The following is a 22,520-nucleotide window of genomic DNA, read 5'->3' on the forward strand; positions in this document are numbered from 1 at the left end:
GGTCTGCCACGTCACTGCGCCACCAGTGGTCCAGCACCTTTGTACCCCATTCACTCAACTCCATGCCGATCACGCACTGGCCGGTCTGTTCGGCAAAGGCCAGGCCGTTGATGAGGTCGGCGTTGTCGTAGCGGTCCAGCGCCTGCAACAAGCGTTCGCTGACCACCCAGCGGGCATGGTCCTTGGCGCGGTCTTCGGCGGCTTGCTGGGCGTGTTGCATGGCCTGCTCGAAAGCGTCGAGCTGATCGTGCATGGCCTGGCGGTCGACCAGGTGGCCGTATTTCTGATCGAACCGCTTACGGAACTCGCCGGCATCCTGGCGGGCCTGGACTTTGCTGCGGACGTCGCGCTCGAACTGCGCCATGTGCGGCTTCATGCGTTCATCATGGGCATCGGCCTGTTGCCTGGCCCGTTCGGAGAACAAGTAGATCTCGGGATGCAGGTGGAGCTGGTTGCGGACTTTTTCGGCCATGACTTCGCGCTTGACGATCTGCTCGGCCACCATCTGCGGGTAGAGTTTTTCGATTTCCAGGAACGACTGCGCGACCAGAAGCTTGCGCTCGTTGTCCACGCCGGGTTCAACGGTGCGTTCCAGCCATTTCGTTTTCACATCATCGACGGCGGCATTGCGCCAGGCGTTGAGCTCCTGGGTAATGCCGATGGCGTCTTCGATGACGATGGCGGCGCCACGGGGCTTGGTCTGGTTCACCGGCGGCGCCAGGGCCAGGCGTGAGGCGTGGGGCGAGACGATCTGGTCGTTGTTGAACGGCTGCAGGTCCAGTAGCGCCTGCAGGTCGGCATCGTCCTGGGCCTTGAAGTCGGCTACCCAGTTCAGTTGATCGTGCTTGAGCACATGGGGCTGCGGCGGGGCGTCGGAGGGCTGGATGAAGCGGGCGATATCGATGGCGGGCAGGCTATTGCGGTATTCGTCTTCGAGGAGGCGGTAGTTGTCGAGCAGGCGCGGAGTGAGTGGGGAAGGGCTAAAAAGCGGACGCAGTTCCTGGATGTCGTCGAGGTCGTAGAGGGTGATGGTCCAGCCGAAGCTGCGGATGATGTCATCCAGATTGCCAGTGAGGGGGGCGGGCTCCCACGGTGCGTCGGCGCTGATGTACAGCAGCGAGCCATTGGGCGCCACGCGGTACTGGCTGTGCCATTCGTAGGCCGGCGCGCTATGGCGCTTGATCAGCAGGTAGAGAAAGCCTTCGCGCAAAGGGCGGATGGCGTAGCTGGAGTGGGTCAGCTCGCCGACCTCCTGGAACGGGCTGAGATAGCCCGGCAATTTGGGCAGGCGGGCACGTTGTGCCGGGTTGCCGCCGACGGCGGCGTAGCGCAGGGGCAGCAGTTCGAAGCGGCGGGTGCAGTCGGCGACGGGGCTGTTGCGCAGGGCCGGGCGGTAGCCGGAGGTGATGCGCCTGCACAGTTCGAGGGTTTCTTTCAACGAATCCATGTATAGCTCCAGCGAGCAGGGATGATTATCAAATGCATGCAAGCGTTGCATTCGACCCAGGGCTGGACACTAGCGAGGAATCACTTCTCAAAGGAGCGTTGCGCTTCCGATAGGTGCGTAGGAAATTTCTGATTAAGCGGCATCGTTGACGTTACCAGGGTTTTCATCGCCTTTCACGTCAACCCGTCCGCTGTCACGGGGCAGGCCCATCGTTACTGGGTGGAGGCGCCACCCTGGTCGCTATTTTAAATACGGTCCGCATCCAGACAGGGCCGCAAAGCGGCCCGATCGCACCCAGGGAAGTACTTCAGAACGCCCCTTGCAATGTCACCATGAAATTGCGCGGTTCACCATAGAAGTTGCCCCACGCCGGCGCGCCGATGGTGGCGTAGTACTTCTTGTCGAACAGGTTGTTGCCGTTGAGCGCGACAGTCCAGTTCGGGTCGAGACGGTACTGCACACGGCCGTTCCACACGGTGTAGCCCGCCTGCTCGACACGGGTAGTGCCGGTGGTACGGAAGTTCTCGCTCTGGCTGTTCAGGCCAGCGCCGAGGGTCCAGCGCTCCAGTGCACCGCCCAGCTGGTAGTCACCCCACACCTTGAGCATGTGCCGTGGGATGAAGCTGGAGGTGAAGGTCAGTTCGGTGGGGTCAGTGTCTTCGATGGTACTCAGGTACTTGGTCTGGGTGTAGGTGTAACCCGCCAGCAACTGCAGCCGCTCGATCGGCGAGCCGCTGATCTCGGCTTCGAACCCCTGTGCGCGGACCTTGCCGCTGTCGCTGTAGCAATACCCGTCGCCTGAGGGGCAGGTATCGACGTAGTCCGTTTCTGCGCGGTGATTCTCGACAGTGCGGAACAGGTTGAAGGAGGTGTTCAACGCGCCGTCGAGCAGCTCGCCCTTGATGCCGACTTCATAGTTGGCGCCGGTCTTTGGCTGTAACGCCTGCCGCTCGGCATTCACCTTGTCGCTCTGTGGCTGGAAGATGTCGGCGTAGCTGGCATAGGCGGTCCACTGCTCGTTCAGGTCGTACAGCACGGCGGCAAACGGCGTGACCTGACCGTTTTCCTGGCTGCGATTATGCACCCAGTAATCGTAGAACTGGGTATAGGAGTCGCTCTTGTTACGGTACCAGCTGACCCGCGCGCCCAGCACCAAGGTCAGTGGCTCTGCCAGTTTCAGGCGCAGGTTGGCGTAAGTGCCGTACTGGGTGGTAGTGGTATCGGTTGGCACACTGCCACCGCGGCTCGGGTTGACCAGGTAATCGGCCTTGGACGGGTGTGTGAAGTTCGCGGATGGGTTGAACGGGTCCTGCTTGCCGTCCAGCAGCATCAGCGCGAAGTAATCATGGGTTTTCTGTCGGCTGGCGTTGACACCCATGATCAGCTCGTGCTGCAGGCCGAACGCCTCGAACTTGCCATCGACATAGCTATCGAAGCCGTAGTCGTCCTGGTCGTAGTCGAAACGGCCGGCCCGGACGTTCATGCTGGCGGTGCTGGCGCCGACGGGTACCGTGCCTTCGGAATAAGCGTATTCGATGTCCTGGGTGTTGTGGGTGTAGATCGAGGCGAAGTTCAGGGTCCAGTCATCGTTGAAGCGGTGCTTGAGGTCGGCAAAGCCGGTAATACGCTGGCTTTGCATGTCGTTCCAGCTGGCCCCCAGGCAGGTGGAGCGCGACAGCTTCAGGTCACTGCCATCGGCGTAGCGTGGCAGGCCGGCGTAGCACGGGGTGGCATCGACATCCTCGTAAGCCAGGCCAGCGCCCACGGTGGTGTCGGCCGTGACGTCCCAGTCGATGGCGCCGTACAGTATCTGGTCCTGGCGCTTGGCCGTGTCATAGAAGTACTGGCGGTCCTGCAGCGTCGCCACGGCGCGCCCCCGCACGGTGCCCGACGCGTTCAGCGGGCCGCCCACGTCCACTTGCCCGCGGTAGTTGTCCCAGCTGCCGGCTGACAGGGTGACGGTGGTGGCGGCTTTTTCCTGCCCCCGTTTGCGCACGAAGTTGACGCCCCCGGCGGAGGAGCCAGAGCCTTTCATCATGCCGGCCGCACCTTTAAGCACCTCGACGCGGTCATAGAACGCCATGTCGCTGGAAAAGCTGTTGGCCTGCACGTAGTTGCCGCCCACGTCCAAGGGCACGCCGTCGTACTGGTACTGGCCATCCAGGTTGAAACCACGGGAATAGAAATACTTGCCGCCCATGGGCGAGTCATACACGGTGATGCCCGGGGTCTTGTCCAGTACCTGCTCCAGTGTGTTGAGGTTCTGGTCGTCGAGCATCTTGCGGGTCATCACGGTGACCGACTGCGGGGTTTCTTTCAGCGTGTGTACGCCCTTGCCGATGGTGATGGCACGGGCGGTGTAGGACTGGGTGCCTTCGCTGGTCGCATCCAGGCGGTTGGCGTCGATGTTCATCGGCGCCAGTTCCATGGCCGAACCGTTTTGCGCAGGGACCAGCACATAGCCGCCATTGCCCTGACGCTGCGCCTGCAGGCCACTGTTGCCCAGCAGCCGCGCCAGACCTTCCTCGACACTGAAGCTGCCGTCCAGGCCCGCGCTGTCGAGGTTGCGCGTCTGTGCGGTGTCGAACGAAATGGTCACACCCGCCTGTACACCAAACTGGGTGATGGCGGTGCCCAGTGAGCCAGCGGGGACATGGTAGGTGGCCTGGCTTTGGGCCATTGCCTGGGCAGGCATCAGCAGCAGGCCGGGCGCGCTGGCCAGGGACATGCCGAACAGCACCAGGCGGACGGCCTGGCTGAGCTTGGTTGCTGGGGTAGGGTGCAGGTGTGGCATTTCGTGGTCCTTCCGAGTCATGGCAGAAAGTCGCTGTCGTCGCGGCTTGTGTCAGGGACGGACGAGAATCGAAATCAGCAAGATTGCGGCGAAAGTTTTTCCGCAGTTGCTCAGGCGGGCTCCACACTCACCCAGTAGCGGCTTAAGTAGCGCACTTTCACGGGCAAGGTTTTCGGCAGGTTGGCCAGGGCGATATCGGTGTCGTCAATGCGGAACGCACCGGAAATGCTCATGGCCTGGATCGACGAGGCACAGCGCAGCACTCCTGGACGATAGCGCCCCAGTTCTTCGAGGAAATCGCCAAGGCGCCAGTCGTTCACGCTGAGCATGCCTTGCAACCAGGCCGTGGAATCGGCGGGGAGGGCATGGGCGTCGAGGACGACACCCTGATCAAAACTCACTTGCTGGCCAGCGTGCAGTTGCAGCACTCGATCAGGGTGGCGCAGGGGGCGAACTTCGACGCTGGCCTCAAGCACACCCACGCGGGTCTGCTGCGCCAGTTTGCGGACGCTGAACGCGGTACTGCGGGCCAGTACGCTGCCGTCATCGGTGTGCACGATAAACGGGCGCTGCTGACGATCGCTGACCGGACGCACCAGAATTTCCCCCTGATACAGCTGAATCGCCCTCACCTTTGTGGCGTAGCGCACATCCAGCGCGGTATCCACGTTCAGTTCCAGCTGTGAACCATCCTCCAGGTGCAGGGCGCGGCGCTCGCCGCTGCGGGTACTGTGCTGGGCCAGCAAGGCACGATAGGGCACCTGCTCGGCCGCCAGCCAGCTGCCGCCCCCCATGGCCATCAGCAGGCCCAGCACTTTCAGCACGTCACGCCGCTGCGCCTGGGCCGCGCCAAGGCCGGACAGCGCCGCCTGCGGCGGCACCATGGCCCATTGCTGCTGCAGCTTTTCTACCCGCGCCCAGGCGGCTGCGTGCAGGGGGCTGGCCTGCAGCCACTGTCGCCAGGCCTGGGTGCGGGCCTCGCTATTGGCGCCGTCGTTGAGCTGAACATACCAGGTGGCAGCGGCTTCGAGTGTCTTGAGATCCATGGGCGTCAGCCTTCGACTGCCAGCAGGCAGCGAGTCATGGCCTTGATCAGGTGATTCTTCACGGTGGTGATCGACACGCCGAAGCGCTCGGCCGCAGCGCCGTAGGTCAGGCCTTCGAGTTGAACGGCAAGGAAGATGGCGCGGGTCTTGGCGCCGAGTTCGTCGAGCAGGCTGTCCACGGCCACCAGCATCTCTATGATGGACAAGCGCACCTCCGGCGACACCTCTACCGGTTCCGGACGCAGGGCCAGCGCCTGCAGGTAAGCTTTTTCGATGATGCGACGGCGAGCTTTGTCTATCAGAAGGGCGCGGGCGATAGCGCTGAGGTAGCTGCGCGGCTCACGGATCGGCAACGGGTTACGCGCGGTCATTACCCGCAAGAACGTGTCGTGCGCCAGGTCGGAAGCGTCGGCGGCGTTGCCCAGGCGGGCGCGCAGCCAGCCCTTCAGCCAGCTGTTGTTTTCGCTGTACAGCTGGTGCAGGGCCTGGGGATCGAGCGTTGCCATGGCGTCAAGACCGCAATATTAATGGGAATTGATCGCATTGTCGCGAGAGGCGGGGCTTATTGCAAGGACCGCGAGCACACACCCTGTGGGAGCGGCCTTGCGTCGCGATTGGGCCGCAAAGCGGCCCGGGTTTCGGCATCACGGCTACATTTGTGGGGCTGCTGTGCAGCCCTATCGCGACGCAAGGCCGCTCCCACAGAGTCGTGCAGGCTTGCAGGGCAGTGGTTAGAACCCGGCCTCCAGGCTCAGCAGGTCCTGCACCGTTTGCCGCCGGCGGATCATCCGCAGGGCACCGTTCTCGATCAGGAACTCCGGCAGCAGCGGCCGGCTGTTGTAGTTCGACGACATCGACGCGCCATAGGCCCCGGCATCGTGGATCACCAGCAGGTCGCCCACCTGTGCCTGAGGCAGGTCCTGCGGGGTCAGCGCCTGGTCATCCTGAGTGAACACGTCACCCGATTCACACAACGGCCCGGCCACCACGGTCGGCTGGCGCGGGCGATCTACTGCCTGGCCATCGGCATCGAGCAGGGTCATGCCGTGGTAGGCGCCGTACATCGCCGGGCGCATCAGGTCGTTGAAGCCAGCGTCGATCATGACGAAGGTATTGCGCCCCACCTGTTTCACGGCACGAACTTCGGCCACCAGGTAGCCCGACTCCGCCACCAGGAAGCGCCCGGGTTCGATCTCCATGCGCACCGGGTGGCCGAGCATCGCTTCGATCTCCTTGCGCGCCACCGCCCAGGTCTGCGCATAACGCTGCAGGTCGACCGGTTTGTCGGTGCTGCGGTAAGGGGTGGAAAGCCCGCCGCCGATGGAGAACGCCTCGATGTCCACGCCCAGGCGGCCGATCAGCTCGATCATCGAGCGGGCCACCTGTTCCAGGTGCTGGTAGTCCACCCCGGAACCAATGTGCATGTGCACGCCCACCAGGTGCAGGCCATGGGCCTTGATGCACGCCAGCGCCTCGTCCAGCTCTTCGTGCCAGATGCCATGCTTGCTGTTTTCGCCGCCGGTATTGGTCTTGCGGCTGTGGCCATGGCCGAAGCCTGGGTTGATGCGGATCCACACGCGGTGGCCGGGCGAGCGTTCACCCAGTTGGCGCAGCATGTCGATGGAGCCGGCGTTGACTTCGATCTTCTCTGCCACCACTCGCTCCAGGGTTGGCCGGTCCAGCGCGTCGCAGGTCAGCACCACGCCGGCAGGGTCACCGTCCACGCTCGCACCCGCAGCGAAGGCCCGCTCCATTTCACCCAGCGACACGGCGTCCAGCACCAGGCCATGGGCGCGCATCAGGCGTAGCACATGCAGGTTGGGGTTGGCTTTCTGGGCGAAGCGCACGGTGTCGAATACGTTCAACTGCTCGACACGCTCGGCGATGGTGCTGGCGTCGTACGCCCAAAGCGGCGAGCCGTGCTGGCGAACCGCCTCGGCCAGAAGGGTGAAGGGTGCGGTCATGGTGGCGCTACTCGGATAAGGAAGGCCACGAGGATGAATCAAAGCGGGAATTCAGAAAAATAGCTATTTTTCTTCCAGTCATTCATATTTGATATACCCCTTGTCGACTCACCGGGTGCTGCCGTGAAACTGTCCGTCCGCCACATCGAAGTGTTCCGCGCCATCATGGCCGCTGGTAGTGTCACCGGTGCGGCGCGCCTGCTGTTCACCTCGCAGCCGACCGTCAGCCGCGAACTGGCGCGGCTGGAGCAGGTGACTGGCCTGAACCTGTTCGAGCGCGAGGGCGGGCGCCTGGTGGCGACGGCCCAGGCGCTGCTGTTGATCGAAGAGGTCGAGCGCGCCTACGTCGGGCTGGAGCGGATCGATCGCTTTGCCCAGGCCATCCGCAACTTCGAGCAGGGCCGGCTGGCCATCACCTGCCTGCCGCTGTTCTCGCAAACCTTGTTGCCCAAGGCTTGCCAGCGCTTTCACCAGCAGCACAGCGGCGTGAGCGTGAGCATTCTGGCGCAGGAGTCGCCTTTGCTGGAGGAGTCACTGGTTGCCCAGCAGCATGACCTTGGCCTGACTGAAGTCGAACAGATACCGCGCGGCGCGTATGGTGAATTGCTGTTCAGTGCCAACATGGTGTGCGTGTTGCCCGAGCATCACCCGCTGCAGGTGAAGGCTGAACTGGAGCTGAGTGATTTCCATGAGGTCGATTTCATCAACCTGGCCAGCCTGGATACCTACCGCCAGCGTCTGGATCAGCACTTTCGTGCGGCCGGGGTTAACCGCCGCACGGTCATCGAAACCACCAGTGCCGCTTCGGTGTGCGCCATGGTCAGGCAAGGCCTGGGGGTGGCGATCATCAACCCACTGAGCGGGCTGGAGGCGGCGCAAGGCGGGTTGCCGATCCGCAGGTTACGGGTATCGGTGCCCTATCAGGTGATGCTCATACGCCCGGACCATCGGCCGGCATCGGCAGCGGTGGAGCCGTTTTGCGAGGCGTTGCGGGTGCAGGCCAAAGAGATGCAGCAGGCGCTGGCCTGATCATTGTGGGGGCGGCCTTGTGTCGCGATAGGGCCGCAAAGCGGCCCCAGCAATCTATGCATGATGTCGAGATCCTGGGGCCGCTGCGCGGCCCTTTCGCGACGCAAGGCCGCTCCCACAGGGATCGCGTCAGCTTTTAGAAATTGAGCAAGACAGTTGCTCCCCCAGGGACCGCGCTCCCACTAGGCAGGGGCAGGGTTCAAAGCTCGCAGACCAAGGTTCCAGTACCGGCCAGGATCTTCTCCAGGGTTTCCTTCACTTCATCCATGTCACTCAGCTCGCTGGTCAGGGTGATTTCCAGTGCTTCATCCCCCTTCAGCGCGTCCCGGTCGCCGGCCGCCACTTCAATCAGCAGGCGCTTGGCGCTCAGGGTCACCTTAAGGCCATCCAGTGTCGACGGCTCGTCATCCAGCGTCAGGTCGACGGTGTCCTCGTCCGGGTAACGGGTAAGCAGGAACATCTGACCCTTGTCGCTGTGGCAGCACAGGGTCGCCATGTTGTCTTCCTCGTCATCGCAAGGGGTGGCGAACAGCAGGGCGGTGTTGATTTGCATGAGCAGGCTCGGGTCAAAGGAAACGGAAGGGAATTCTGACAGTCTTGCGTACAGGCATAAACGTAAAGTTACCGCCCCTTGACCGAAATTGTCGCAGCGCTGCAAGCGTAGATGACCGATCAGTCGTTAAGCTTCGGCGAGCCCTGGGCGTGCCTGCGCACGTTCAACGTCTGGTTTTTACCGTCCGCCATGCCACGGGTTGGCTATCGTTGATCCGTACACGGCGCACGCAGCGACGCTTCAATTATTACAAAGCCCAAGCGGAGTACCACAGATGGCGTTCTTCACCGCAGCCAGCAAAGCCGACTTCCAGCACCAACTGCAAGCGGCCCTGGCGCAGCACATCAGCGAGCAGTCCCTGCCACAAGTGGCGCTGTTCGCCGAGCAGTTCTTCGGCATCATCTCTCTGGACGAACTCACCCAGCGCAGGCTTTCCGACCTGGCCGGCTGCACCCTGTCAGCCTGGCGCATCATCGAGCGTTTCGACCCCGAATACCCGCAAGTGCGGGTGTACAACCCTGATTACGAACGCAATGGCTGGCAGTCGACCCATACCGTGGTCGAAGTGCTGCACCATGACTTGCCGTTTCTGGTCGACTCGGTGCGCACCGAGCTCAACCGCCGTGGCTACAGCATTCACACCCTGCAAACCACCGTGCTCAGCGTGCGCCGTGGCGCCAAGGGCGAGCTGTTGGAGCTGCTGCCCAAGGGCACCCAGGGCGAAGGCGTGCGCTACGAGTCACTGATGTACCTGGAGATCGACCGCTGCGCCAATGCCGCCGAGCTGACAGTGCTGACCCGCGAGATCGAGCAGGTGCTGGCCGAGGTACGGGTGGTGGTGGCCGACTTCGAACCGATGAAGGCCAAGCTGCGTGAAGTGGTAGCGCAGGTGGAACAGACCGGCTTTGGTCCTGCCCAAAACGAGAAGGGCGAAGTCAAGGCCTTCCTCGAGTGGCTGCTGGATAACCACTTCACCTTCCTGGGCTATGAAGAATTCACCGTCAAGGGCGACGCCGATGGCGGCCAGATGGTCTACGACGAGCAGTCGTTCCTCGGTTTGCCGCGCCGTCTGCGCGTGGGCCTGACCGCAGAAGAGCTGCGCATCGAAGACTACGCTGTGGCCTACCTCAACGAGCCGCTGCTGCTGTCGTTCGCCAAGGCCGCACTGCCCAGCCGCGTGCATCGCCCGGCCTACCCGGACTATGTGTCGATCCGCCAGCTGGACGCCGACGGCAAGGTCATCAAGGAGCACCGCTTCATGGGGCTGTACACCTCGTCGGTGTATGGCGAAAGCGTGCATGCCATTCCGTACATCCGCGTGAAGGTGGCCGAAGTCGAGCGCCGTTCGGGCTTCGATCCCAAGGCCCACCTGGGCAAGGAACTGGCCCAGGTGCTGGAAGTGCTGCCGCGCGACGACCTGTTCCAGACGCCGATCGACGAGCTGTTCAGCACGGTCATGGCAATCGTGCAGATCCAGGAGCGCAACAAGATCCGCGTGTTCCTGCGCAAAGACCCGTATGGCCGCTTCTGCTACTGCCTGGCCTACGTCCCGCGGGAAATCTACTCCACCGAAGTGCGGCAGAAGATCCAGCAGGTGCTGATGGAGCGCCTTAAGGCCAGCGACTGCGAGTTCTGGACCTTCTTCTCCGAATCGGTACTGGCCCGTGTGCAACTTATCCTGCGGGTCGACCCCAAGAACCGTATCGACATCGACCCGCAGCAGCTGGAACGCGAAGTCATCCAGGCCTGCCGCTCGTGGCATGACGACTACTCGGCACTGGTGGTGGAGAACTTCGGCGAAGCCCAGGGCACCAACATCCTCGCCGATTTCCCCAAAGGCTTCCCGGCCGGTTACCGCGAGCGCTTCGCCGCGCACTTGGCGGTGGTCGATCTGCAGCATGTGCTGAACCTGTCGGAAAACAAGCCGCTGGCCATGAGCTTCTACCAGCCGTTGACCCAGGTGGGCGAGCGCATCCTGCACTGCAAGCTGTACCACGCCGACACCCCGCTGGCGCTGTCCGACGTGCTGCCGATTCTGGAAAACCTCGGCCTGCGCGTGCTCGGCGAGTTCCCGTACCGCCTGCGCCATGCCAATGGCCGCGAATACTGGATCCACGACTTCGCCTTCACCTACAGCGAAGGCCTGAGCCTGGACATCCAGCAGCTCAACGACACCCTGCAGGACGCCTTCATCCACATCGTCCGGGGTGACGCCGAGAACGACGCCTTCAACCGCCTGGTGCTCACCGCTGGCCTGCCCTGGCGCGACGTGGCCTTGCTGCGTGCCTACGCCCGTTACCTGAAACAGATCCGTCTCGGCTTCGATCTGGGCTATATTGCCAGCACCCTGAACAACCACACCGACATCGCTCGCGAGCTGACCCGGTTGTTCAAGACCCGCTTCTACCTGGCGCGCAAGCTCACCCAGGACGACCTTGACGACAAGCAGCAGCGCCTGGAACAGGCCATTCTGACTGCGCTGGACGACGTGCAAGTGCTCAACGAAGACCGCATCCTGCGGCGCTACCTGGACCTGATCAAGGCCACCCTGCGTACCAACTTCTACCAGCCCGACGCAAACGGCCAGAACAAGTCGTACTTCAGCTTCAAGTTCAACCCCAAGCTGATCCCCGAACTGCCCAAACCGGTGCCAAAGTTCGAGATATTCGTCTATTCGCCGCGCGTCGAGGGCGTGCACCTGCGCTTTGGCAACGTTGCCCGTGGTGGCCTGCGCTGGTCCGACCGCGAAGAGGACTTCCGTACCGAAGTGCTGGGCTTGGTCAAAGCCCAGCAGGTGAAGAACTCGGTCATCGTGCCGGTCGGCGCCAAGGGTGGTTTCCTGCCGCGTCGCCTGCCGCTGGGCGGCAGCCGTGACGAGATCGCCGCTGAAGGCGTGGCGTGCTACCGCATCTTCATTTCCGGCCTGCTCGACATCACCGACAACCTCAAGGACGGTGGCGTGGTACCGCCGGCCAACGTGGTGCGCCATGACGATGACGACCCGTACCTGGTGGTAGCGGCCGACAAAGGCACCGCGACCTTCTCCGACATCGCCAACGGCATCGCTATCGACTACGGTTTCTGGCTGGGCGATGCTTTTGCTTCCGGCGGCTCGGCCGGTTACGACCACAAGAAGATGGGCATTACCGCGCGCGGCGCTTGGGTGGGCGTGCAGCGCCACTTCCGCGAGCGTGGCATCAACGTGCAGGAAGACCCGATCACCGTCATCGGGGTCGGCGACATGGCCGGCGACGTGTTCGGCAATGGCCTGCTGATGTCCGACAAGCTGCAACTGGTGGCAGCGTTCAACCACCTGCATATCTTCATCGACCCCAACCCGGAGCCCGCTTCCAGCTTCGCTGAACGCAAGCGCCTGTTCGACCTGCCGCGCTCGGCCTGGAGCGACTACGACACCAGCATCATGTCCGAAGGCGGCGGGATCTTCCCGCGCAGTGCCAAGAGCATCGCCATCAGCCCGCAGATGAAAGAGCGCTTCGCCATCGAAGCCGACCGCCTGACCCCGACCGAGCTGCTGAACGCGCTGCTCAAGGCCCCGGTGGACCTGCTGTGGAACGGCGGCATCGGTACCTACGTGAAGGCCAGCACTGAAAGCCACGCCGATGTCGGCGACAAGGCCAACGATGCGCTGCGGGTCAACGGTAACGAACTGCGCTGCAAGGTAGTGGGCGAGGGCGGCAACCTGGGCATGACCCAGCTCGGCCGCGTCGAGTTCGGCCTGAACGGCGGCGCCACCAACACCGACTTCATCGACAACGCCGGCGGCGTGGACTGCTCCGACCACGAGGTCAACATCAAGATCCTGCTCAACGAAGTGGTGCAGGGTGGCGACATGACCGAGAAGCAGCGCAACCAGCTGCTGGGCAGCATGACCGACGAAGTCGCCGGGCTGGTGCTGGGCAACAACTACAAGCAGACCCAGGCGCTGTCGCTGGCCGCCCGCCGCGCCCGCGAGCGGATTGCCGAATACAAGCGCCTGATGGCCGACCTCGAGGCGCGGGGCAAGCTGGACCGTGCCATCGAATTCCTGCCGTCCGAAGAGCAGTTGGCCGAACGCCTGGCTGCCGGCCAGGGCCTGACCCGCGCCGAGCTGTCCGTGCTGATCTCGTACAGCAAGATCGACCTCAAGGAGCAACTGCTCAAATCGCTGGTGCCGGACGACGACTACCTGACCCGTGACATGGACACCGCTTTCCCGCCGTCCCTGGTCAACAAGTTCGCCGAGGCCATGCGCCGCCACCGCCTGAAGCGCGAAATCGTCAGCACCCAGATCGCCAACGACCTGGTCAACAACATGGGTATCACCTTCGTCCAGCGCCTGAAGGAGTCGACCGGCATGAGCCCGGCCAACGTGGCCGGCGCTTATGTGATCGTGCGCGACATCTTCCACTTGCCGCACTGGTTCCGCCAGATCGAGGCGCTGGACTATCAGGTGCCGGCAGAAATCCAGCTCACCCTGATGGACGAGCTGATGCGCCTGGGCCGCCGTGCCACCCGCTGGTTCCTGCGTAGCCGCCGCAACGAACAGGACGCCGGGCGTGATACCGCGCACTTCGGGCCGAAGATCGCGCAGCTGGGTCTGAAGCTGGATGAGCTGCTCGAAGGCCCCACCCGCGAACGCTGGATGGTGCGCTACCAAGGCTTTGTCGACGCCGGTGTGCCGGAGTTGCTGGCGCGGATGGTGGCGGGTACCAGCCACCTGTACACCCTGCTGCCGATCATTGAGGCGGCCGACGTGACCGGCCATGAGCCAGCGCAGGTGGCCAAGGCATTCTTCGCCGTGGGCAGCGCGCTGGACCTGACCTGGTACCTGCAGGAAATCAGCAACCTGCCGGTGGAAAACAACTGGCAGGCGCTGGCCCGCGAGGCATTCCGCGACGATATCGACTTGCAGCAGCGGGCGATCACCATTTCGGTCCTGCAGATGGTCGATGCACCGGAAGACATGGATGCCCGCGTGGCGTTGTGGTCAGAGCAGCATCGGGGAATGGTGGAGCGCTGGCGCGCCATGCTCGACGACCTGCGCAATGCCACCGGCACTGACTATGCGATGTACGCGGTGGCCAACCGCGAGCTGGTCGACCTGGCCATGAGCGGGCAGGCAGCGGTGGTGCCGTCCTGAGCCTTCTGGTGAGGTAAAACAAAGCCCCGGCAGTGATGCCGGGGCTTTTTTTGTATGCCTGGGCTGGCCCTTTCGCGGGTGAACCCGCTCCTACACAGATTGGTGGTGGACACACGTCGGGGGTTGGACACAGCCCGCCGTGTAGGAGCGGGTTCACCCGCGAAGAGGCCGGCCCTGCTGGCCAATTTCCACCCGCAGTTCACTGTCGCTGCCGCCACCGTATTCGCGGGTAAACCCGCTCCTACAGGGGGCGGGGCCGTTACTTGAACCGTCTCTCCACGCCTTTTTCCACCAGGATCTTGGCGGAAATCTCTTCCACCGAAAAATGCGTGGAATTGATATTGGGGATGTTCTCCCTGCGGAACAGGCTTTCCACTTCACGCACTTCGAATTCGCACTGGGCAAAGCTGGAATAGCGGCTGTTGGGCTTGCGTTCGTGGCGGATGGCGGTGAGGCGGTCGGGGTCGATGGTCAGGCCGAACAGCTTGTTGTGGTGCTTTTTCAGCACCGCCGGCAGCTGCAGGCGCTCCATGTCGTCCTCGGTCAGCGGGTAATTGGCGGCACGTATGCCGAACTGCATGGCCATGTACAGGCAGGTTGGGGTTTTGCCGCAACGCGACACGCCAACCAGAATCAGGTCGGCTTTGTCGTAGTAGTGGGTGCGTGCACCATCGTCGTTATCCAGGGCGAAATTCACCGCCTCGATGCGTTCCATGTAGTTGGAATTGCCACCAATCGAGTGGGATTTGCCCACGGAATACGACGAATGGGCGATTAATTCCTGCTCAAGTGGGGATAAAAACGAAGAAAAGATGTCGATCATGAAGCCGTTCGACGTCGCCAGGATCTCGCGGATGTCCTGGTTGACAATGGTGTCGAAGATGATCGGGCGGACCCCATCCCGCTCGGCCGCAGCGTTGATTTGCTGGACCATGGCCCGCGCTTTGTCCGGCGAATCGATGTAAGGACGGGTGAATTTGTTGAAGGGAATGCTCTCAAATTGCGCGAGCAAACTCTGGCCCAGGGTTTCGGCAGTGATACCCGTGCCGTCGGAGATGAAGAACGCGGTTCGTTTCATTTGCGATCTGGGCCTTAAGCTGATGACGATTCTTGGATATGATAAGTTCGGTTTGCCGAATGCGGCTGTCGACATTCTGCCACATTTGCAGCGCCTATTTTCCAGGTACAGGCCACAAACGCCCGGCCAAGTCATAGATGACAGGCGGGCGCCTTTTGAGCTTTTCCAACACAGTTAGTGGAGAGATCACCTTGGTAGAGTACGTAGTTTCCCTCGATAAGCTCGGCGTCCATGATGTGGAGCATGTGGGGGGCAAGAACGCATCCCTGGGCGAGATGATCAGTAACCTCGCCGGTGCCGGCGTGTCGGTGCCGGGCGGCTTTGCCACTACGGCTCAGGCGTACCGTGACTTTCTCGAGCAGAGTGGGCTGAACGACCGCATTCACGCCGCGCTCGACGCGCTGGACGTTGACGACATCAATGCCCTGACCAAAACCGGCGCGCAGATTCGCCAGTGGGTCATGGAAGCCGAATTCCCGCCACGCCTGGATTCGGAAATCCGTACGGCCTTCGCCGAAATGGCCGCCGGCAACGACAACATGGCCGTTGCCGTGCGTTCTTCCGCCACTGCCGAAGACTTGCCGGACGCCTCCTTCGCCGGCCAACAGGAAACCTTCCTCAACATCCGTGGCGTCGACAACGTGATCCGCGCGGCCAAGGAAGTGTTCGCCTCGCTGTTCAACGACCGTGCCATCGCCTACCGCGTGCACCAGGGCTTCGACCACAAGCTGGTGGCTCTGTCTGCCGGCGTGCAGCGCATGGTCCGCTCGGAAACCGGCACAGCCGGGGTGATGTTCACCCTCGACACCGAGTCGGGCTTCCGCGACGTGGTGTTCATCACCGGCGCCTACGGCCTGGGCGAAACCGTGGTGCAGGGGGCGGTCAACCCTGACGAATTCTACGTGCACAAGAACACCCTGCAGGCCGGCCGCCCGGCCATCCTGCGCCGTAACCTGGGCAGCAAGGCGATCAAGATGGTCTATGGCGAAGAAGCCAAGGCCGGCCGTTCGGTCAAGACCGTCGAAGTCGACCGCGCCGAGCGCGCACGCTTCTGCCTGACCGATGCCGAGGTCAGCGAGCTGGCCAAGCAGGCCATGATCATCGAGCAGCACTACCAGCGCCCGATGGACATCGAGTGGGCCAAGGACGGTGACGACGGCAAGTTGTACATCGTCCAGGCCCGCCCGGAAACGGTGAAGAGCCGTTCCAGCGCCAACGTCATGGAACGCTACCTGCTCAAAGAGAAAGGCACCGTGCTGGTCGAAGGCCGTGCCATTGGCCAGCGTATCGGCGCCGGCAAGGTTCGCGTCATCAACGACGTATCGGAAATGGACAAGGTCCAGCCGGGTGACGTGCTGGTCTCCGACATGACCGACCCGGACTGGGAACCGGTGATGAAGCGCGCCAGTGCCATCGTCACCAACCGCGGTGGCCGAACCTGCCACGCAGCGATCATCGCCCGTGAGCTGGGTATCCCGGCGGTTGTCGGTTGCGGCAACGCTACCCAGATCCTGAAAGACGGCCAGGGCGTGACCGTTTCCTGTGCCGAAGGCGATACCGGCTTTATCTTTGAAGGTGAGCTGGGCTTCGACATCAAGCAGAACTCGGTCGATGCCATGCCGGAACTGCCGTTCAAGATCATGATGAACGTCGGCAACCCGGACCGCGCCTTCGACTTCGCCCAGCTGCCCAACGCCGGTGTCGGTCTGGCACGCCTGGAGTTCATCATCAACCGCATGATCGGCGTGCACCCCAAGGCGCTGCTGAACTATGCGGGCCTGCCTGCCGACCTGAAAGACAGCGTCGACAAGCGCATTGCCGGCTACAACGACCCGGTTGGCTTCTATGTCGAGAAGCTGGTCGAGGGTATCAGCACCCTGGCGGCGGCCTTCTACCCGAAAAAGGTCATCGTGCGTCTGTCGGACTTCAAGTCCAACGAGTACGCCAACCTGATCGGCGGCAAGCTGTACGAGCCAGAAGAAGAAAACCCGATGCTGGGCTTCCGCGGTGCGTCGCGCTACATCAGCGAATCGTTCCGTGACTGCTTCGAGCTCGAGTGCCGTGCACTGAAGCGTGTCCGCAACGAGATGGGCCTGACCAACGTCGAGATCATGGTGCCGTTCGTACGCACCTTGGGCGAAGCCAGCCAGGTCGTCGACCTGCTCGCCGAAAACGGCCTGGCCCGCGGCGACAACGGCCTGCGCGTGATCATGATGTGCGAGCTGCCATCCAACGCCATCCTCGCTGAAGAGTTCCTGGAATACTTCGACGGCTTCTCGATCGGCTCCAACGACCTGACCCAGTTGACCCTGGGCCTGGACCGTGACTCGGGCATCATTGCCCACCTGTTCGACGAGCGTAACCCTGCGGTGAAGAAGCTGCTGGCCAACGCCATTGCCGCGTGCAACAAGGCTGGCAAGTACATCGGCATCTGCGGCCAGGGCCCATCGGACCACCCGGACCTGGCCAAGTGGCTGATGGAACAGGGCATCGAAAGCGTGTCGCTGAACCCGGACTCGGTACTCGAAACCTGGTTCTTCCTGGCCGAAGGCCAAGGCGCGGCCTGATGCAGTAAAACGCGGGGGGACGTCTGGCGTCCTCCTGCCTGGTTTTTTCCAGGGCGAGCTCCAGCAATGGACCCCGCCCTTTTTTGTGCACCAAGCAACCTTATGCAAAGCAGCAGCACTCTATTCCCCGTGGCCCTGCTCAGTGCCGAGCGCCGCGGCGATCTCAGCGAAGACGTGTATCGGATCAAGGCCGGTAACGGCCCGGACCCCAGCGTCGAGCTCGCCATCACCCGTCTGGGGCTGGCCGACCAGGTTCAGGCCCAAGGCGTACCGGTCATTCTCCTGCACGGTAGTTTTTCCAATCGGCGCTTCTGGTATTCGCCCAAAGGGGTTGGCCTGGGTGCCTACCTTGCGCGTGCCGGTTTCGATGTCTGGATCCCGGAAATGCGAGGCCATGGCTTGTCGCCGCGCAACCTTGCCTGGAAACACAACAGTGTTGCTGCCTACGCCCGTGATGACCTGCCGCTGATCAACGCCTTCGTGCGCGAGCAATCGGGCCAGGCGCCGCACTGGGTGGGCCATTCGCTGGGTGGTACGACATTGGCGGCAGCACTGGGTGGCGGCTTCCTGGAGCCTGGGCAAGTCGCCAGTGTGGCCTTGTTCGGTACCCAGATCAGCCGTGTCTATTGGCCATTAAAAGTGCCGCCGCTGGCTTGGGGCGCGAAGCTGGTGCTCAAGCGTTGGGGACAGATATCCGGGCCGCGCTTCAAGCGTGGGCCTGAAGACGAGCCGATAGGCCTCGCCCTGGAGAGCATGCGCTGGCACGGCCTGTTCGGGCGCTTTGGCGATAAGCAGAACGATTGGTGGGCAGGGCTGGCTGAAGTGGATGTACCGCTGCTGGCAGTGGCCGGTGCAGGGGACTTCCAGGATCCGGTGTGGGCCTGTCGCAAGCTGTTCGAGCAGTTGGGCGGCGAGCGCAAGCAGTTCCTGCGGCTGGGTCGTGAAGAAGGTTTCGAGGCCTTTGGGCATGTCGACATGCTGGTGAGCAAGGCCGCGCAGGTGCAGGTGTGGCCGCTGGTGGAGCGCTGGCTGCGCAACCCGCTGCTGCCGGTGCATGCGTCCACTGTCGTTGCCGACCCTGTGCCTGCCAGTTGAGTTTGCTGTACCTGTCATGGCCTCTTCGCGGGTGAACCCGCGCCTACACAGATTGGTGGTGGACGCACATCGGGGGTTGGACACAGGCCGTCGTGTAGGAGCGGGTTTACCCGCGAAAGGGCCGGGCCTGCTGGCCAATTTCCACCGGCCGTTCACCGTTGCCGCCGCCACCGTATTCGCGGGTAAACCCGCTCCTACACCTGGATAACGGCGCGTTCCTGTGCAGGAACGGGTCACGCGTGGAAGGGCCGAGACAGGATGAGTACAAATGACTGCCCGGTCCCGGATGACTGCGACAGCCTCCAAGGTGTAGCCTTGGCCGATACCCGCTTTCGTTGTGACTGACAGGAGTTTCCCATGCAGCATTACGTAACGCCCGACCTGTGTGACGCCTACCCGGACCGGGTACAAGTGCTGGAACCGATGTTCAGCAATTTCGGTGGCCGCGATTCGTTCGGTGGCCAGATCGTTACCATCAAGTGTTTCGAGGACAATTCGCTGGTCAAGGAACAGGTCGAACTCGACGGCAAGGGCAAAGTGCTGGTGGTCGATGGCGGGGGGTCGCTGCGCCGTGCGCTGCTCGGCGACATGCTCGCCGAAAAAGCCGCAAAAAACGGTTGGGAAGGCTTGGTGATCTACGGCTGTGTGCGTGATGTCGACGTGCTGATCCAGACCGACGTTGGCGTGCAGGCCCTGGCCAGCCACCCAATGAAGACTGACAAGCGCGGTATTGGCGATCTCAACGTGGTGGTGACCTTCGCCGGGGTCACCTTCCGCCCGGGTGAGTATGTATATGCCGACAACAATGGCGTGCTGGTCTCGCCGAGCCCGCTGAAAATGCCGGAGTAATGCGCCGCACGCGCTGATGGAGCTTTGATGTTCGAGGAAGACAACGCGCAGTGGGGGCTGGTGCATGCCCTGGTGCTCGATGGCAAAGGCGGCGCGCGCTCGATTGCCCGTACCGAACTGGACGACCTGCAGTTGCAACCGGAGCAGAGCCTGTGGCTGCACTGGGACCGCAGCCATCCGCAAACCCGTTCCTGGCTGCTGCACGACAGCGGCCTGAGCGAGTTCGCCTGCGAGCTGCTGCTGGAAGAAAACACCCGGCCGCGCCTGCTGCCCATGGCGGACGAACAGCTGTTGCTGTTCCTGCGGGGGGTCAACCTCAACCCGGGTGCCGAGCCCGAAGACATGGTTTCGGTACGCATCTTCGCCGAGGCGAAGCGGGTCATCTCGCTGCGCCTGCGGCCGTTGCGCGCCAGCGATGAAATTCTCCAGTTGCTGGAGCAGGGCAGGGGACCGAAATCGGCCTCGGAACTGTTGTTGTTGATGGGTGAGTTGCTGACCGAGAAGGTCCAGGGCCTGGTCAGCGACCTGGCCGAGCTCGTCGACCTGGAGGAAGAAAAGGTCGAATCCGACGAGCGGTATGCCCCGGAGCAGGGCAGCCTGCAGCAGATTCGCCGCCGTGCCGCTGGCTTGCGCCGCTTTCTCGCCCCGCAACGGGAAATCTACGCGCAGTTGTCGCGCAGCAAATGGAGCTGGTTCGCCAATGCCGACGCCGATTACTGGAATGAACTCAACAACAGCCTGATCCGCTACCTCGAAGAGCTGGAACTGGCCCGCGAACGCGCTGCGCTGGTGCTGGAAAGCGAGGACCGGCGGCGCAGCGAGCGGATGAACCGCACCATGTACCGCTTTGGCATCATCACCTGCATCTTCCTGCCCATGAGCTTTGTCACCGGGCTGCTGGGCATCAATGTCGGCGGCATCCCCGGGGCGGAAAACCCTTTGGGCTTCCTGTTCGCCTGCATCGTTGTGCTGGGGTTGGCTGTGGGGCAGTGGTGGCTGTTCCGGCGGTTGCGGTGGGTATAGCGGTGCAATTTGAAACCTTCGTGCCAACAGGATGTGTGACCCGTTGCCCGGCCGTCTCGTCTCTTGCTGACACTGCGCGAGGTGCCCATGCACGATCCGTTTGAAGAATCCCTGCGCGACCTGCTCAAGGCGTCACCCTCCGGCAATGACCGGGACGACCGGGACGACGCCGCTTGCCTGGGTCGCGTGCTGAAAACCGCCAACCGCCAGGTTGGCGCGGGTGATCTGTTCAGCCTGCTTGGCCGTTGGAGCCAGGCGCTGCTGATTGCCGTGAACAATGGCTCGGCGCATGTTGCGCCGGTGCGTCGACACTCTTCCCGCAACGCTGCCCCCGGCAGCAAAGCAGATAAGGCCGATTGAATATGGAACTCGATCTCTGGACCCAGAGCCTGGTCACCGCGATGACTGCCCTTTGGACCAAGGTAGCGAACTTCATCCCCAACCTGTTCGGCGCGCTGGTCGTGGTGCTGCTCGGTTTCGTGGTGGCCAAGCTGCTCGACACGCTGCTGTCCAAACTGTTGGCCAAATTTGGCCTGGACCGCCTGATGGCCGGTACCGGCCTCACCAAAATGCTCGGTCGGGGCGGCATCCAGGTGCCAATCTCGACCCTGATCGGCAAGATCGTCTATTGGTTCGTGCTGCTCATCTTCCTGGTCTCGGCCGCCGAATCGCTGGGCCTGGAGCGGGTTTCGGCAACCCTCGACATGCTCGCCCTGTACTTGCCCAAAGTGTTCGGCGCGGCCCTGGTGCTGCTGGCCGGCGTGCTGCTGGCGCAGGTGGCCAACGGCCTGGTGCGTGGCGCTGCCGAAGGTATCGGCCTGGAATACTCGGCAGGCCTGGGGCGTATCACCCAAGGCCTTGTGATCATCATCAGCATCTCGGTGGCCATCAGCCAGCTGGAAGTGAAAACCGACCTGCTGAACCACGTCATCGTTATCGGGCTGATTACCGTTGGTCTGGCCGTTGCCTTGGCCATGGGCCTTGGCAGTCGCGAAATTGCCGGGCAGATCCTGGCCGGCATCTACGTGCGCGAGCTATACCAAGTGGGCCAGCAGGTGCGGATTGGAGAGGTCGAAGGGCATATCGAGGAGATCGGTACGGTGAAGACGACGCTGTTGACCGATGATGGCGAACTGGTGTCGCTGTCTAACCGCGAGCTGCTTGAACAGCGCGTCAATAGCCGCTAACCGCACAAAAGCTGTTAATGTATGCCGCCGCGAAATTCGACCCACGGGGTCGCGCGGCGACATTGACCTGACTGTCGGCCAGATCCGTTTTGAATAAAGTTCATTCGCCGCCCATGCGCTATGACCCCCGCGAGCTCACAGACGAAGAGTTGGTGGCGCGTTCGCATGAGGAGCTGTACCACGTTACCCGCGCCTATGAAGAGCTCATGCGGCGCTACCAACGGACCCTGTTCAACGTCTGTGCGCGTTATCTGGGGAACGACCGTGACGCGGACGATGTCTGTCAGGAAGTGATGCTGAAAGTGCTGTACGGGCTGAAAAACTTCGAGGGTAAGTCGAAGTTCAAGACCTGGCTCTACAGCATCACCTACAACGAGTGCATTACCCAGTACCGCAAGGAGCGTCGCAAGCGTCGGTTGATGGATGCCTTGAGTCTGGACCCTGTTGAAGAGGCGTCCGAGGACAAGGCTCCAAAGCCGGAAGAAAAAGGCGGGCTGGACAAGTGGCTGGTGCATGTGAACCCGATTGACCGGGAAATTCTGGTGCTGCGTTTTGTCGCAGAGCTGGAGTTTCAGGAAATTGCCGACATCATGCACATGGGCCTGAGCGCGACGAAAATGCGTTACAAGCGCGCGCTAGACAAGCTTCGGGAGAAATTTGCCGGCCTTGATGAAACTTAGTGGCGTGCAAATATCTCTAACGAACCGGCGAGTTCTGCTAGACTCGCCGTCGAGTTGTCCCTCTTGTT

At 62.5% G+C, this 22,520-nt stretch carries 16 protein-coding genes; 9 read left to right on the plus strand and 7 right to left on the minus strand.

Annotation, left to right across the window (positions count from 1 at the left end; translation table 11 throughout):
- The 5 genes from ACF8Q6_RS18785 to lysA form a co-directional block, all read right to left on the minus strand.
- On the minus strand, positions 1-1,447 hold a 1,447-nt coding region (locus ACF8Q6_RS18785; protein ID WP_392490603.1), incomplete at its 3' end, for a T6SS effector BTH_I2691 family protein.
- A 307-nt stretch (positions 1,448-1,754) separates the two neighbouring features.
- Positions 1,755-4,241, minus strand: a complete 2,487-nt coding sequence (locus ACF8Q6_RS18790; RefSeq protein ID WP_392490602.1) for a TonB-dependent siderophore receptor — start codon at positions 4,239-4,241, stop codon at positions 1,755-1,757.
- Positions 4,242-4,351: 110 nt separating this feature from the next.
- A complete protein-coding gene (locus tag ACF8Q6_RS18795) occupies positions 4,352-5,287 on the minus strand; it encodes a FecR domain-containing protein (protein WP_012053195.1) in 936 nt (311 codons plus the stop codon).
- A 5-nt stretch (positions 5,288-5,292) separates the two neighbouring features.
- Entirely contained in the window at positions 5,293-5,793 is a 501-nt protein-coding gene (locus ACF8Q6_RS18800) for a sigma-70 family RNA polymerase sigma factor (protein ID WP_012053194.1), read from the minus strand.
- A gap of 225 nt (positions 5,794-6,018) precedes the next feature.
- Complete coding sequence (gene lysA / locus ACF8Q6_RS18805) at positions 6,019-7,251, minus strand: diaminopimelate decarboxylase (protein WP_180689506.1); 1,233 nt, start codon at positions 7,249-7,251, stop codon at positions 6,019-6,021.
- Between the two features lie 123 nt (positions 7,252-7,374).
- On the opposite strand from lysA, the gene ACF8Q6_RS18810 reads away from it, so the two are divergent.
- Entirely contained in the window at positions 7,375-8,280 is a 906-nt protein-coding gene (locus tag ACF8Q6_RS18810) for a LysR family transcriptional regulator (protein WP_010953080.1), read from the plus strand.
- A gap of 199 nt (positions 8,281-8,479) precedes the next feature.
- Here ACF8Q6_RS18810 and ACF8Q6_RS18815 read toward each other — a convergent pair whose 3' ends face one another.
- Positions 8,480-8,833, minus strand: coding sequence for a hypothetical protein (locus ACF8Q6_RS18815; RefSeq protein ID WP_392492572.1), 354 nt, complete (start codon positions 8,831-8,833; stop codon positions 8,480-8,482).
- Positions 8,834-9,107: 274 nt separating this feature from the next.
- Here ACF8Q6_RS18815 and ACF8Q6_RS18820 point away from each other — a divergent pair, with 274 nt between their 5' ends.
- Complete coding sequence (locus ACF8Q6_RS18820) at positions 9,108-13,973, plus strand: NAD-glutamate dehydrogenase (RefSeq protein ID WP_392499265.1); 4,866 nt, start codon at positions 9,108-9,110, stop codon at positions 13,971-13,973.
- A 259-nt stretch (positions 13,974-14,232) separates the two neighbouring features.
- On the opposite strand, the gene ACF8Q6_RS18825 is transcribed toward ACF8Q6_RS18820, so the two are convergent.
- The gene (locus ACF8Q6_RS18825; RefSeq protein ID WP_021785502.1) at positions 14,233-15,051 is read right to left on the minus strand and encodes a pyruvate, water dikinase regulatory protein; all 819 of its coding nucleotides are present in this window, start codon (positions 15,049-15,051) and stop codon (positions 14,233-14,235) included.
- Positions 15,052-15,242: 191 nt separating this feature from the next.
- Here ACF8Q6_RS18825 and ppsA point away from each other — a divergent pair, with 191 nt between their 5' ends.
- The 7 genes from ppsA (at position 15,243) to sigX (ending at position 22,452) form a co-directional block, all read left to right on the plus strand.
- Positions 15,243-17,618, plus strand: coding sequence for a phosphoenolpyruvate synthase (ppsA, locus tag ACF8Q6_RS18830; RefSeq protein WP_392499267.1), 2,376 nt, complete (start codon positions 15,243-15,245; stop codon positions 17,616-17,618).
- Positions 17,619-17,720: 102 nt separating this feature from the next.
- Complete coding sequence (locus tag ACF8Q6_RS18835; RefSeq protein ID WP_392493519.1) at positions 17,721-18,713, plus strand: alpha/beta fold hydrolase; 993 nt, start codon at positions 17,721-17,723, stop codon at positions 18,711-18,713.
- Between the two features lie 357 nt (positions 18,714-19,070).
- A complete protein-coding gene (gene rraA / locus ACF8Q6_RS18840) occupies positions 19,071-19,562 on the plus strand; it encodes a ribonuclease E activity regulator RraA (protein ID WP_392491532.1) in 492 nt (163 codons plus the stop codon).
- A gap of 27 nt (positions 19,563-19,589) precedes the next feature.
- Positions 19,590-20,585 carry a zinc transporter ZntB gene (locus ACF8Q6_RS18845; protein ID WP_392491533.1) on the plus strand — a complete coding sequence of 332 codons (996 nt, stop codon included), beginning with the start codon at positions 19,590-19,592 and terminating at the stop codon, positions 20,583-20,585.
- Between the two features lie 87 nt (positions 20,586-20,672).
- On the plus strand, positions 20,673-20,945 hold the full coding sequence (locus ACF8Q6_RS18850) for a hypothetical protein (RefSeq protein WP_003248657.1): 273 nt from the start codon (positions 20,673-20,675) through the stop codon (positions 20,943-20,945).
- 2 nt (positions 20,946-20,947) lie between these two features.
- Positions 20,948-21,772: a mechanosensitive ion channel domain-containing protein gene (locus ACF8Q6_RS18855; RefSeq protein WP_003248659.1), complete on the plus strand. Its 825-nt coding sequence runs from the start codon at positions 20,948-20,950 to the stop codon at positions 21,770-21,772.
- 113 nt (positions 21,773-21,885) lie between these two features.
- Positions 21,886-22,452, plus strand: coding sequence for an RNA polymerase sigma factor SigX (gene sigX / locus ACF8Q6_RS18860; RefSeq protein ID WP_003248665.1), 567 nt, complete (start codon positions 21,886-21,888; stop codon positions 22,450-22,452).
- Positions 22,453-22,520 lie beyond the last annotated feature (68 nt).

The organism is Pseudomonas sp. GLN_2, from assembly GCF_043106005.1.
Lineage (GTDB): Bacteria > Pseudomonadota > Gammaproteobacteria > Pseudomonadales > Pseudomonadaceae > Aquipseudomonas > Aquipseudomonas alloputida.

Excerpts from the sequence above, each read along its gene's own strand:
- ACF8Q6_RS18835 (WP_392493519.1), top strand. The coding sequence starts at position 17,721 with ATGCAAAGCAGCAGCACTCTATTCCCCGTGGCCCTGCTCAGTGCCGAG.
- ACF8Q6_RS18850 (WP_003248657.1), top strand. The coding sequence starts at position 20,673 with ATGCACGATCCGTTTGAAGAATCCCTGCGCGACCTGCTCAAGGCGTCA.
- sigX (WP_003248665.1), top strand. The coding sequence starts at position 21,886 with ATGCGCTATGACCCCCGCGAGCTCACAGACGAAGAGTTGGTGGCGCGT.
- ACF8Q6_RS18825 (WP_021785502.1), bottom strand. The coding sequence starts at position 15,051 with ATGAAACGAACCGCGTTCTTCATCTCCGACGGCACGGGTATCACTGCC.
- rraA (WP_392491532.1), top strand. The coding sequence starts at position 19,071 with ATGCAGCATTACGTAACGCCCGACCTGTGTGACGCCTACCCGGACCGG.
- ACF8Q6_RS18795 (WP_012053195.1), bottom strand. The coding sequence starts at position 5,287 with ATGGATCTCAAGACACTCGAAGCCGCTGCCACCTGGTATGTTCAGCTC.
- ACF8Q6_RS18800 (WP_012053194.1), bottom strand. The coding sequence starts at position 5,793 with ATGGCAACGCTCGATCCCCAGGCCCTGCACCAGCTGTACAGCGAAAAC.
- lysA (WP_180689506.1), bottom strand. The coding sequence starts at position 7,251 with ATGACCGCACCCTTCACCCTTCTGGCCGAGGCGGTTCGCCAGCACGGC.
- ACF8Q6_RS18790 (WP_392490602.1), bottom strand. The coding sequence starts at position 4,241 with ATGCCACACCTGCACCCTACCCCAGCAACCAAGCTCAGCCAGGCCGTC.
- ACF8Q6_RS18815 (WP_392492572.1), bottom strand. The coding sequence starts at position 8,833 with ATGCAAATCAACACCGCCCTGCTGTTCGCCACCCCTTGCGATGACGAG.
- ACF8Q6_RS18820 (WP_392499265.1), top strand. The coding sequence starts at position 9,108 with ATGGCGTTCTTCACCGCAGCCAGCAAAGCCGACTTCCAGCACCAACTG.
- ACF8Q6_RS18855 (WP_003248659.1), top strand. The coding sequence starts at position 20,948 with ATGGAACTCGATCTCTGGACCCAGAGCCTGGTCACCGCGATGACTGCC.
- ACF8Q6_RS18845 (WP_392491533.1), top strand. The coding sequence starts at position 19,590 with ATGTTCGAGGAAGACAACGCGCAGTGGGGGCTGGTGCATGCCCTGGTG.